The 13117-nt window shown below is 44.3% G+C and carries 10 protein-coding genes; 4 read left to right on the top strand and 6 right to left on the bottom strand.

All coding sequences use genetic code 11. The features are described 5' to 3' along the window. Nucleotides 1-12: 12 nt before the first annotated feature. From OCU46_RS01415 to OCU46_RS01395, 5 genes are all read right to left on the bottom strand, one after another. Nucleotides 13-339, bottom strand: coding sequence for an MSHA biogenesis protein MshK (locus OCU46_RS01415; protein WP_141273002.1), 327 nt, complete (start codon nucleotides 337-339; stop codon nucleotides 13-15). Beyond that, nucleotides 332-973, bottom strand: coding sequence for an MSHA biogenesis protein MshJ (locus OCU46_RS01410; protein ID WP_141273000.1), 642 nt, complete (start codon nucleotides 971-973; stop codon nucleotides 332-334). The genes OCU46_RS01415 and OCU46_RS01410 overlap by 8 nt, the downstream gene beginning before the upstream one ends. Next, entirely contained in the window at nucleotides 973-2328 is a 1356-nt protein-coding gene (locus OCU46_RS01405) for a hypothetical protein (protein ID WP_244311459.1), read from the bottom strand. Before OCU46_RS01405 ends, OCU46_RS01410 begins: the two co-directional genes overlap by 1 nt. A gap of 134 nt (nucleotides 2329-2462) precedes the next feature. Next, nucleotides 2463-4472, bottom strand: a complete 2010-nt coding sequence (gene csrD, locus OCU46_RS01400; RefSeq protein ID WP_141272997.1) for an RNase E specificity factor CsrD — start codon at nucleotides 4470-4472, stop codon at nucleotides 2463-2465. 159 nt (nucleotides 4473-4631) lie between these two features. Next, nucleotides 4632-5186, bottom strand: coding sequence for a single-stranded DNA-binding protein (locus tag OCU46_RS01395; RefSeq protein ID WP_141272995.1), 555 nt, complete (start codon nucleotides 5184-5186; stop codon nucleotides 4632-4634). 286 nt (nucleotides 5187-5472) lie between these two features. Between OCU46_RS01395 and OCU46_RS01390 the strand changes: the two genes are divergently transcribed. From OCU46_RS01390 to OCU46_RS01375, 4 genes are all read left to right on the top strand, one after another. After that, a complete protein-coding gene (locus tag OCU46_RS01390; RefSeq protein ID WP_141272993.1) occupies nucleotides 5473-6108 on the top strand; it encodes a response regulator transcription factor in 636 nt (211 codons plus the stop codon). A 107-nt stretch (nucleotides 6109-6215) separates the two neighbouring features. Then, nucleotides 6216-7094: a UTP--glucose-1-phosphate uridylyltransferase GalU gene (gene galU, locus OCU46_RS01385; RefSeq protein ID WP_141272991.1), complete on the top strand. Its 879-nt coding sequence runs from the start codon at nucleotides 6216-6218 to the stop codon at nucleotides 7092-7094. A gap of 127 nt (nucleotides 7095-7221) precedes the next feature. Continuing rightward, nucleotides 7222-10047, top strand: coding sequence for an excinuclease ABC subunit UvrA (uvrA, locus tag OCU46_RS01380; RefSeq protein WP_141272989.1), 2826 nt, complete (start codon nucleotides 7222-7224; stop codon nucleotides 10045-10047). Between the two features lie 17 nt (nucleotides 10048-10064). Next, nucleotides 10065-11834 carry a PglL family O-oligosaccharyltransferase gene (locus OCU46_RS01375; protein WP_141272987.1) on the top strand — a complete coding sequence of 590 codons (1770 nt, stop codon included), beginning with the start codon at nucleotides 10065-10067 and terminating at the stop codon, nucleotides 11832-11834. Nucleotide 11835: 1 nt separating this feature from the next. Here OCU46_RS01375 and OCU46_RS01370 read toward each other — a convergent pair whose 3' ends face one another. After that, nucleotides 11836-12948, bottom strand: a complete 1113-nt coding sequence (locus OCU46_RS01370) for a pyridoxal-phosphate-dependent aminotransferase family protein (RefSeq protein WP_141272985.1) — start codon at nucleotides 12946-12948, stop codon at nucleotides 11836-11838. Between the last annotated feature and the right edge of the window lie 169 nt (nucleotides 12949-13117).

Below are 13117 nucleotides of genomic sequence, written 5' to 3'. Positions count from 1 at the left end.
ATTACTAAAGCCTTATTGTCTAACGTCTGAATTAAAAAGTTCTAAGTGCCAGACTTTGCCGGCGCGAGCTACAATGACTCGTTCTGAATTGATATGCCTGATTTCATAACCCGCCACAGACTGCCCATCAGACAATATCTTATCGTTGAGCATAGCAAAGCACTTTGAGCCTTCATCACACACTATGCTCTGTAAAGTAGGCAAAGGATATGTCCTCACCTTAGCTACCCCTGTGGGCTTTTTCTTGTACCAACCTAAGGGCGCAGTGGGGTCTTGTGCAGCATAAGCAGCTTGTCCACCCACCAGCAAAGCAAGACCAATCATCATCACTTTAACCACTGATAAACTCCTGTCTTGTACCTAAGGTGTATACCTCTAAAACCAACTCTGCCTTTGGATATTTTTCAACCTTGTAATCGAAACTACGCCAAAAATACTTAACGGGCATATCTTCAAGTGTCGCTAAATAATCTTTGATATCGAAATAGCGACCAGAGATGGTAATTCTGACTGGGTGCAAGAAATAGCCTGAGCTATCACTCGTTTTAGTAATGGACTCAGCGGGTAGTGATTGCAGTGACTCCAATTTAAGCTTACCGCTACTTCCCAATACCGCTTCTAAAAGCTGTGCCATCTGACTCGGAGCAATCAAACTATCAACCACTTCGGATAATTCCTCAGAGAGTTTCTGGTTGAGTACGGTTAATTCGGTAAGCTTCTGGTCGATCTCCGCATCAGGGTCTCGCTTCAGCTTAGCAATCAAGACATCAATATCCCCTTGCGTCATCTGAACCGCAGTCATCTCTCTTTCAAGGTTTCGCTGTGCTTTGCTTTTCTCTTCTGAAGCGGGGTCTAACATAAAGGTTAAAGAAATCAGAAGAATACCGACCCAACCGCCAATAGAAACCAACCACTTTTCACGGTCACTGAGATCGGCGAAACGGTCACAAAATAAAAGCCACTGTTCTTTCATTATTTCACCCCAGCCTTAGCTTTAAGCTCAAATGTCACAACGTTGTCTTTGTCTCGACCAATGTTCAATGATTCAAAGGTTCTTCCTACCAAAGCGAGTTCTTGCTTGAATTGATTAACCCAACTCGGTACAGCTGCCGGTTCGCTCGCTATGCCCGAAAGATCTAGGCGGGTACTTGTAATCACTATGTGTTGCAGGGAGATATCGTTTCGAGCTTGTTCAGATAGCGCGACCATTATTCCTGAGTAGCCCACTTTTTGAGAGTCATCAAATTGCCCGACGGCCTTCAATGAGCTTCTTTTCGCTTCAATATCTTGCTCAATGCGCTTGGCTGCATTGACCTTTGATTGCGTAGGAGTATGGCTTGCTAAACGCTGCTGCAGGCTCGACTTTTCTCGATTAAGCAATTCAGACTGGCTTTTTACACTGACTAACTTTTGTTGAAGATCTGCTGTTTGAGTTTTTTCTAAATAGGTAAGGCCACCAATAGCCACAACCGTTACTACCCACAAGGCAACCACCTTATTCAGGTTCAATAATTCTTGTTTTGGCCTTAGGTGTTCTGGATAAAGGTTAATGCTAAATGAAGTTAACTCTGCCACCGTTTTGCAAAGCGCAATGCCACAAGGCAGGTGAGGCTCAGATAAGGCACTTATCTTAGGATTAACCGAGTCCTGCAGACGAGTCATCAACTCTTCTATGTTGTCTTCGTCACAACAAACCAAAAGCTGCCTAAATGAAGATTGAGGCATAGAGGCAGCTAAATAGTCGGCACTTCGCTGGATATCCAGAGCAAGTGAGTCATACATTAATGACGTGCCATTTTCTCCAGTAATAGGTGCCACAATACCGCGCAAGCTGCGGTTAAATACTGGAGTACCATCGACATAGGCCGCTAGTTTATAGCCATCATTGACGCAACGTCTTAGTAATAGGAAGCTTTGTTGCTCAGTAGCCGAATGACCCCAGACTTCATCTTCAGTGATGACCCTAGTAACATCAACATCATTAGCAGTGCTGACTTCTAGAAGGGTTTGTAAGGTGCGTTTAGCCATGACATAGGCTTGCACTTTTTGCCCATCAGGCATCAAACTGCCATCAGCGACAATATCTGAGAATTTTTCGGTAATTAGATCTTTGAGTAAAAATGGTAGAGCTACGGGCCACTCTTCTTTTGGCAGTTGTGGCTTATCTATCTGATAACTTTGATAGTGCTGTGCACCAAACACAACACAGGCCTTACCCTTAACAGATTTACTAGACAAAGACTCTTTAAGAGCACTCTCCCAGTTACCATGAGCAATAGGAAAGAGTTCAGGAGCTTTTTCAGGGTGTGATAACTCAGACAAATACACTGCATCCGTCTGAATCACTATGATTAATTGAAAGTCATCATCCTTTGATGACGTTAATTTTTTTAAGCTCGACAACCATGTCATTTTTATTATCTACCACTAACCTATTAACAGGATCTATTGAATAGCAAAATTCAACGGGGCACTTTATTCTTCCATCTATTCCTTCTACTAGGAATAGTCGATATTATTTTTTTACTGTGCGAAGTTGGTGATGAAATAAAGTCGCTTTCTGTTGCAAAAAATCGGCCTTGACCACCATCTATACCTAGAGCAATTAATTGTTCCCACTCTCGCTTAGTTTCTACGCCAACAGCAATAACCTTAGTTTTTGTATTGGTACAGGCACCAATCAAACTTCTAATATAGAGTTGATTCTCAGAGCGGTTTTCGATATTACGTACTAGGCTTCTATGCAACTTTAGATAGTCGATCGTAGAGTCTTTGAGATAGTGGGAGCTAATAATTGTGCGCCCAGCTTGATTGACAATGACCTTACATCCCAACCCAGACAGCATCCTTAATACAGGGCGCATAGCATCTAAGTAAGTCACCATAGGGCCTTCCATAAACTCAAACGCTAGTCTTTTACGTTGTGAGGGGGTCAGCTGCAACAATTCGTCTCTCAACCAATTAAAGTGCGAACGGTATCTGAAAGGTTGTGCATAGAAGTTGATAGAATAACATGAATCTTGAGCATCTTTCTTTAAAAACTTTACGATGTTTAACAAAACGTTTCTATCAAGTTGCCTCTCATAACCCACCTGTCTAATCGCTGGGCTGAATTTAGAAGCCTTCAATATCTTGCCTTGCTCATCAAGTATCCGGCTAAAGATCTCTTGGTGTATCAGATCAACCTCTCCAGACTCATTTAATAAAAAGCACGGTTGCTTAATGAGTATCAGTTTATCTGCATCAAGTTGTTTATCGAATAGCGTGCGCCACCTAACACTGCCGCGCTCTGAAGAAGGTGTATTGACCTTATTAAACCGGCTCCAATTATTTGAGCCTTCCAGCTGAGCACTTTTAAGAGCGGTCTCAACCTCATTTAAAATATCGGTTTTGCGTTCGCCTTGTTGATATACCGTCATACCTGCATGAAGCCAGTTTTCAGGATCTAGTCCCTCCAATGGCTCAAGCTTCGCCACTTGCTTTAAAATTTGAGACGCTAAGTTGGATAGATCTGCCGGTGATTGATTAGGGACCAACGCTGCAAAAGTCGCCTCAAAATAGCGAGCAAACACCACATCAGGAAAACGATTCACACAGTTGGCTACTGCCTCACCTAAGCCGACGATAAATCTATCTTTTTGCTCTTTAGTTAAATTATCTCGTATCTCTACCCAATCATTCACCTGCACAACAACAACACCACCAGCCGCGCCACTTTCGGTAAGCGTCGACTCCAGTTTATTGTCAAATGAGAGGCGATTAGCCGCACCAGTAAGCTGGTCAAGGAAAGTTTGTGAGCGAATGAAGGTATCGAATCGGCTGCGCTCTTGTCTTGCATCTTGTAGTTCAGCAATCATCTTATCTAAAGCTTCACTAGCGGTGTAAGGCCACTCTAAATGATCACCCACAGCATACTGCTCTACTCTGCCAGCCAAAATCATCCGCCCACGCTCTTCTAGCAACTCCGAACCTTGTAATTGTTCACGCAGCCAGCGCACACCCTGAATCAAACAAATGGCAATCAAGCCGAATGCCAATGTTAAAGACCATAAAGCACCAACTGAATAGCTATAACCGATATAGGGCGGCAACACCTTCACATCAACGGTATAAGTCGGGTTCAAAGTAAGAGGGTTAGAGATAGAGATCAGTCGGGTTTTATCAAACTGAGCTTCAGTATCGTGATAGTGAAAAATGACAGAGTTTGGTGTTGAAACTTCTAGTTCAATAACGTTACTGGCTTTGATTATTTTTGGGATCCAACGACGCAGCTCACTCGTTTCTACATGCTCAAGCAGTTGCTGGTCTATGACCTTAACAATGCCTTGCACTGAGTGCTTGGTGTACTCCTGGCCAAGCTGCTTAATAGACAGTGCTCCTCCAACGAAGAGGATGAATACAGCACTAATAACAATCATGGTCACAAAGGCAACCAAGCGAGTGCTGAGTTTTAGAGAAGGGGTTGAGCGCATGAAGATTCAATCCTTGAATTTCATTAGTAATCTATAGGATATACAGGTCGGGGGTTAATGGTACTTTTTTTGCCGTAAAAGCAGAGCAGGGTTAAAAAAATGGCCCCTTTTAGGGACCATCTTGTTATTTTTCAATAAGTTTTGAGCTCAAGACCGGTTTTAGAACGGAATGTCGTCGTCAAAATCCATTGGTGGCTCATTGTACTGTTGAGGAGCCTGTTGTGGCTTCTGCTGCTGTTGCTGTTGAGCTGGCTGATGAACCTGAGGTTGTTGAGGTTGACCCCAACCACCTTGCTGCTGCTGGCCACCTTGAGGTGCGCCGTATTGGCCGCCTTGGCTTTGTGCCGGAGCTTGACCACCTTGGCGAGAACCTAGCAGTTGCATCTGACCTGTAGGCCATTGAACTACAACTTCAGTTGTGTAACGGTCTTGACCTGATTGATCTTGCCACTTACGAGTTTGTAGTTGGCCTTCAATGTAAACTTGTGAACCCTTTTTAAGGTACTCACCTGCAATTTCAGCAGTCTTACCAAACAGAACAACACGGTGCCATTCTGTTTTCTCGCGTTGCTCGCCATTGGCTTTATCTCGCCAAGTTTCAGAGGTAGCAATTGTAATGTTTGCAATTGCATTGCCATTTGCGGCGAAACGAACCTCAGGATCTTGTCCTAAGTTACCCATAATAATTACTTTGTTGACGCCACGGCTAGCCATGTATCGCTCCATTTGTTTCTTTATTTCGCTAATACGCCAAGCATAACATGCCTAACGGACTACTTAAATCACTAGAAAGTGTATTCGAGAACCTCAACCGCTGCGCAGTTATCGAACACAACCTGACACACTTAGTTGCATTTTTTTCGGCTTATTATGCAGAATTATGCAACAAAAAGCATAATATGAGGGTTCTTATTGAATAAGCACGCAAAAAATAGTGCCTGGTTTCGCAAACTAAAGGAATGCAAAAGAGACTAGATGTAGGCAACAGGGAGAAAGAAGTATGTATTTTGATGGAATAAATTCTCAGCTTTTTTTACATGAGAACTGTGGTTTTGATGACAAGACGATCGAGCAACTAATAAAGGCTTCCGAAACTGAGCTTCATCGGCTCGAAGATTGGCATCAGAGATACAAGCCAAGTATGACACCAGTGATTTTGGTCGACTACAACGATCCCACATTTGATCCTATCGATTTCGAGAATCCCAGCTTTCCCGGGCAAAACATCAATATGGTGATCACTCAAGCGCCCCTGCACCTCAAAACCACTGATCTACTTAAATATGGCCGTCTTCGTGGCATCTTCTACAAACAACAATCCGTTGAAGAGATCGCGGTTGGTTTACGGGCCCTCAGTGAAGGAAACTCTTGGTTAAGTCGAGGGGTTACCGATCAATTGCTGTCATATTATCAATCGGTACTGATTCGCTATGCTCCTCCTCATACGATTAATTTGACTCGCCGAGAAATGGAAGTGCTTGAAGCGTTGCGAATTGGCAAATCAAACTATGGCTTAGCTGAACAGTTATTTATCAGTGAGCACACCATTAAGTCACACCTATATAAGATATTTCGCAAGATTAAGGTCAAAAATCGAGAAGAAGCGGTCGTCTGGGCGCACCATTTTTTACCATAAAGTGACAAAACTGGGTAATTTAACCAAAGTGTATTTTATATCGCTTAATTGTAGTGATAGAGTTAGGCGCAACAACTTTATAATAATGATTCAGTTAGGTTACCCCCATGATCAAAAAATGTCTTTTCCCTGCCGCAGGCTACGGCACTCGCTTTCTCCCTGCGACTAAATCAATGCCAAAAGAGATGATGCCAGTGGTTAACAAACCACTGATTGAGTACGGCGTTGAAGAAGCGATCGACGCGGGTATGGATGCAATGTGTATCGTGACTGGTCGTGGTAAGCACTCCATCATGGACCACTTTGATAAGAACTATGAACTGGAACACCAGATTCAGGGGACAAATAAAGAAGAGTTGCTGATTGATATTCGCGATATCATCGAATCAGCTAACTTTACCTATATCCGCCAGCGTGAAATGAAGGGCTTGGGTCATGCTATTTTGACCGGTCGTGAATTAGTAGGTGATGAACCTTTCGCTGTAGTTCTTGCGGATGACCTATGTGTTAATGAAGAGCAAGGTGTTCTAGCTCAGATGGTTGCACTGTACAAGCAGTTCCGCTGCTCTATCGTTGCCGTTCAAGAAGTACCAGAAGACGAAACTCATAAGTACGGTGTTATCAAAGGCGAGATGATCAAAGACGACATCGTGCGCGTTGACGACATGGTAGAGAAACCTGAGCCAGGTACAGCGCCAAGTAACCTTGCAATCATCGGTCGCTACATTCTAACTCCTGATATCTTCGATCTTATCGAAGCAACAGAGCCAGGCAAAGGCGGCGAAATCCAAATCACTGATGCTTTGCTGAAGCAAGCGCAAGCTGGCTGTGTTCTAGCATACAAATTCAAAGGTACTCGTTTCGACTGTGGTAGCGTTGAAGGTTACATTGAAGCAACCAACTACTGCTTTGAAAATGTCTACTTGAAAGATAAGAAAGCAACAGAGCTTGGCAAGCAATCGACACATAAAGAACCAACAACCTAATCGTTAAGGTTTGCCCAACACACAAAAACAGTGGCCTAGTGTCACTGTTTTTTTATCCAGTATTTATTTGCAGGCGTATAAAGCTATGCAATACTTGGACAACGATTATGTAATTGAGCGGAATTAGATGGACACTATCGACGTTCGTGGCGCCCGAACCCACAACCTAAAAAACATCAACCTCACCATTCCAAGAGACAAGCTGATTGTCATTACCGGCCTCTCTGGTTCAGGTAAGTCTTCTTTAGCTTTCGATACCTTATATGCTGAAGGGCAACGTCGATATGTAGAGTCTCTATCTGCTTATGCTCGCCAATTCCTGTCATTGATGGAAAAGCCCGATGTAGACCACATTGAAGGTCTATCACCCGCTATTTCTATTGAACAGAAATCGACTTCACACAACCCTCGCTCTACCGTGGGGACTATTACCGAGGTCTACGACTACCTTCGCCTATTGTACGCGCGAGTGGGTGAACCTCGTTGCCCAGAGCATAAAGTGCCGTTATCTGCGCAAACCATCAGTCAAATGGTGGATAAGGTCTTGGAGATGCCTGAAGGCTCTAAGATGATGCTAATGGCTCCTATCGTAAAAGAGCGCAAGGGTGAGCACGTTAAAACCTTTGAGAACTTAGCAGCGCAGGGCTTTATTCGAGCTCGCGTAGATGGAGATATCTGCGATCTTTCTGATCCACCGACTCTAGAACTCCATAAGAAACACACTATTGAGGTTATCGTTGACCGATTTAAGGTACGTAGCGATCTTAAGCAACGACTGGCCGAATCTTTTGAAACCACACTTGAGTTATCAGGTGGTATTGCCGTCGTGGCTTCAATGGATAATTCAGACGATGAAGAGATCATTTTCTCTGCTAACTTTGCTTGCCCATATTGTGGCTACAGCATGCAAGAACTTGAGCCTAGGCTCTTTTCTTTCAATAACCCTGCGGGTGCCTGCCACACTTGTGACGGGCTTGGTGTGCAGCAATACTTTGATGAGACGCGCGTCGTTCTCGATCAGAACCTAAGTATTGCCGAAGGTGCAATCAAGGGCTGGGATCAAAAGAACTACTATTACTTTCAGATGCTTAGCGCTTTAGCTGACCATTATGATTTCGATTTATATGCCCCTTTCAAATCTCTATCAAAAAGGATCCGCGAGATCATTTTGAAAGGCTCAGGTCGAACCGAGATCGAGTTTAAGTACATCAATGATCGTGGTGATATTCGCGTTAAGACTCATCCATTTGAAGGGATCCTTAACACGCTAGAGCGTCGCTATCGTGACACTGAATCCAACTCAGTTAGAGAAGATCTCGCTAAGTACATCTCTACACGATCTTGTAAAAGCTGTGATGGAACGCGCCTTCGAGAAGAAGCACGAAACGTATTCGTTCAAGATACTCCTTTACCCAATATCGTTGAGATGAGTATTAGTGAGGCTTTGAGCTTTTTTGAAAGCATGAACCTTGAAGGCCAGAAAGCCCAAATCGCCGAAAAGATCATGAAAGAGATCAATGATCGCCTGAGCTTCTTGGTTAATGTTGGCCTCAACTACCTAAATCTGTCGCGAAGTGCTGAAACACTTTCCGGAGGCGAGGCGCAGCGTATTCGTCTTGCCAGCCAAATAGGTGCAGGACTCGTGGGCGTTATGTATGTACTTGATGAGCCCTCTATTGGATTGCATCAACGAGATAATGAGCGCTTACTTGGAACCCTTACGCATCTTCGAGACTTAGGAAATACGGTGCTCGTTGTTGAGCACGATGAAGATGCTATCCGTACTGCAGATCATATTATTGATATAGGCCCTGGTGCAGGCGTTCACGGTGGCAATGTTGTTGCTGAGGGAACCTACGAAGAGATCATTAATAATCCGGAGTCTTTAACTGGTCAGTACTTAAAAGGCACTAAGGAGATCGCGGTTCCTAAAAAACGTACCCCTGTTGATAAAGATAAACAGCTGATACTCAGTGGCGCTTCGGGCAACAACCTTAAAGCCGTAGATTTGACCATTCCATGTGGTTTGTTTACTTGTGTAACAGGCGTATCTGGTTCGGGTAAATCTACGCTTATCAATGATACCTTCTTTAAGATCGCTCACCGTGAGCTTAACGGAGCGACCACCAGCAACCCTAGCCCTTATAGCTCTATCAATGGCTTAGAGCATTTTGATAAGGTCATCGATATCGATCAAAGTCCAATAGGACGTACGCCAAGATCTAATCCAGCCACTTACACCGGAATTTTCACTCCAATACGAGAGCTATTTGCCGGCACACAAGAGTCACGGTCTCGTGGTTACAAGCCAGGCCGTTTTAGCTTTAACGTAAGAGGCGGTCGCTGTGAAGCCTGTCAGGGAGATGGGGTCATTAAAGTAGAGATGCACTTCCTACCCGATGTGTATGTCCCATGTGATTCCTGTAAAGGTAAGCGATACAATCGTGAAACCCTTGAGGTGAAATATAAAGGCAAGTCTATTGATGAAGTGTTGAATATGACCGTTGAAGACGCTCATGCCTTCTTTGAGCCCGTGCCGGTTATTGCTAGAAAGTTGAAGACCTTGATCGATGTTGGCCTTTCGTACATTCGTCTAGGGCAAGCGGCAACAACCCTGTCTGGTGGTGAAGCACAACGAGTCAAGTTAGCGAGAGAACTGTCTAAACGCGATACCGGTAAAACTCTATATATTCTTGATGAGCCTACCACTGGCCTTCACTTTCATGATATACAACAGTTACTTACCGTATTGCATCGTCTTCGTGATCACGGCAACACTGTTGTGGTGATCGAACATAACCTTGATGTGATTAAAACGGCAGACTGGATCGTCGATCTCGGCCCTGAGGGTGGACAAGGTGGTGGTGAGATTATCGCAACCGGAACACCTGAACAGGTTGCCAAAGTAAAAGGATCGCATACGGCTCACTTTTTGAAGCCGATGCTAAAATAAAACAAAGGATACAATTCATGGCAACCCTGTTGACCACAGGTACACAACTTGAAGTAAAGGCTCCCAAAGTACCGTTTAACAGGCGTTTTCTACTGTTTATCGGGATAACCTTCCTGATAGCAACACACTTTTTCTCCCCCAACCCAGGGGGAGCAGGCCTAGCACTTTCATTTAATCCTCCCGTGTGGGGATTTTTGAGCATCGCACTAGGTATTGCTGTGTATCAGATGGCAACCAATCGCGTCATAAAATATTCAAAGATGACGATTGTGTTGTTTATCAGCTGTCTACTGATGACACTACCCATCGTATTACCCAATGCCAGTATTGCCATTGCGTTACCAAGGCTCACTGGCTTATGGGCAGGTTTCGCCCTCTTCTTATCTTTTCAGCAGTTTCGATTTAGCAATGAAGAAAAGCAGCGATTATTGTGGTTTATTCTATTCTCTATCGCTATTGAAGCCGTATTTGGCTGGGTTCAGTACACCCTGTTATCTGAGGGAAACCCCTTTGGTTACAATACGATAAAAAATCGCCCTTACGGCATTTTCCAGCAGCCTAATGTTATGGCAAGCTTTCTAGCGACCGGTTTAGCCTTGTCTGGCTACCTGCTCGCACGGCAGCCTCACGATAAGTATCTAAGCTGGCGACAAAAAATCGTTTTCCTTTACGCTATTCCCCTACTCACCATTCCATTGTTGGTTGTGCTTGCGTCCCGAACTGGGTGGCTAGGAGCGGTACTTGCAACTGCTATGGTAGCCCCTTACCTGTACCGCTTTGCACTAAAATCACGTGCCATTATCTGGTCCGCTTGTTTAGTGGTAGGCCTAGCGATTGGTATAGGCATGACTTTTGTTGGTGATAATCAATCATTGTTAGGCGATAAAGCCGATTTAGAGAGCCCTAGAGCCTATACTTTCCCGCAAGGGCTAGACATGATGATAGAGCGACCTTTGTCCGGTTATGGCTATGGTAATTTTGAATCAGCCTATATGTTGTATACGGCTAGGCAACATCAACTCAACCCTAACTACCCTGCTGGTCTTCCCTCTATGGACCACCCTCACAATGAGTTACTGATGTGGGGAATTGAAGGCGGTATGATTCCACTGGTGGGGATATTTCTCGCGATGGGATTTGTACTGTATCGCTTGTATATGGCAAGACCTGGTACACGAGTTGGAATTCTATCCCTGTTTATACCGATCGTGTTACATACACAGTTGGAATACCCCTTCTATCACTCGGCGATCCACTGGGTTTCTTTTATTGTACTTTTATATTGGGTTGATCAGCGAACCGCACGCTACAGGCAATTTAACTTTGGCAAGCTAAGCAAAGTGAGCCTGCGACTTGCTAGTTTGCTATTACCAATACTCACTTGTATTTACATGCTCACGGCATTACACACTAATCAAGTATTAACGGAATTTGAGCGCTCTAAGCCCAAGAATCCTGATATCTTAGATAGGGTGAGTAACCCTGTAGCATGGAAGGATCGTTATGAGTGGGACATTCACAGTACCCTACTGAATATTGGTATCGCCACCAATGAAAAGGCACATGTTCAAGCTTACGTGGATTGGTCTTTACCTTTTATACAGGATAAGCCTCGGCCTGCGCTGTATAAAAACTTGATACTCGCGTATCAAGCGCTAGACCAACAGCAGATGGCTAGCGCTATTCAAAGCGAAGCAGAATTTCTGTTTCCTAAGGTGGACTTTAGCTCCGTCTCACTGAAACGAATTCAAGTTAGCCAAGCGAATCAAAGTCACACCGATAGTTAGGTTAGTTTAAAACCTCTTTAAGTGCCTGCAAGCAAAGTGCGACATTTTCCTTGCGGGCACCGTACCCCATCAAGCCAATACGCCACGCTTTTCCAGCAAGATCTCCGAGTCCAGCACCAATTTCTAGGTTGTATTCATTAAGCAAGCGCTGGCGTACTAACGCCTCATCAACCCCTGTTGGTACGTACACAGCATTAAGCTGTGGCAATCGATATTCCTCATCAACCACAAAGTTAATCCCTAAACTGGTCAATCCTTCTTTTAAGCGTTGATGTGTATCAGCGTGACGTTTCCAAGCCTGTTCAAGCCCTTCTTCTTGGAGTAATAACAATGACTCATGCAGGGCATAAAGGCTATTTACTGGTGCAGTATGATGATAAGCACGTTTGCCCTCACCGCTCCAGTAACCTAGCACCAAGCTTTGGTCTAAAAACCAACTTTGCACGGGGTGTTGTCTCGATTCAATTTTCGCAATGGCTTTACTTGAGAACGTCAATGGTGATAATCCTGGGGTACAAGATAGGCACTTTTGGCTACCGGAATACACCGCATCCAATTGCCACTCATCGACCTTCAGTGGCACGCCACCTAGCGAGGTCACGGCATCGACAATTACAAGCATATCTTCGCTTCGAGCTATCTTTGACAGAGCCTCTGCATCACTTAGTGCGCCTGTAGAAGTTTCCGCATGCACAAACGCAACCGCTACTGCATCTGAATGTTCTTCTACTGCATTTTGTAGCTTTTGTGCTGATACAGGGCTTCCCCACTCATCATCAACAACAATCGCGATGCCTCCACAGCGCTCTACATTCTGTCGCATACGCTCACCAAACACGCCATTGCGACACACTATCACCTTCTCTCCATGCTCGATAAGGTTCACAAAGCAAGCCTCCATTCCAGCACTCCCAGGAGCTGACAAGGCAATAGTGAATTCATTTTCAGTTTGGAATGCATACTTTAGAAGTGACTTAAGCTCATCCATCATTTGAATAAACAGTGGATCTAAGTGCCCTATAGTTGGACGAGAAAGCGCCTGTAAAACCTGCGGATAAATATCTGAGGGACCTGGGCCCATCAATGTGCGATGTGGGGGAATGAAGCTGCGCATAGTAAAGCCTTATTCAAGGGAAAGTTCGAATAGCTTATTGCATCACTAAAAGACCCTCAACGAGCAATACCTAGAAGTATGCGGTAGGTAAAAAAGTGACGATTTGTATTCAAGCCATTGACATAATTTCGCCAAACCAGTTCAATGAAGACAAAGAGTGGATGACCAA

This window comes from Vibrio comitans (assembly GCA_024346835.1).
Taxonomy (GTDB): domain Bacteria; phylum Pseudomonadota; class Gammaproteobacteria; order Enterobacterales; family Vibrionaceae; genus Vibrio; species Vibrio comitans.
Note: the sequence above shows the minus strand (reverse complement) of the source record. Positions and strands in the feature narration are given on the sequence as shown.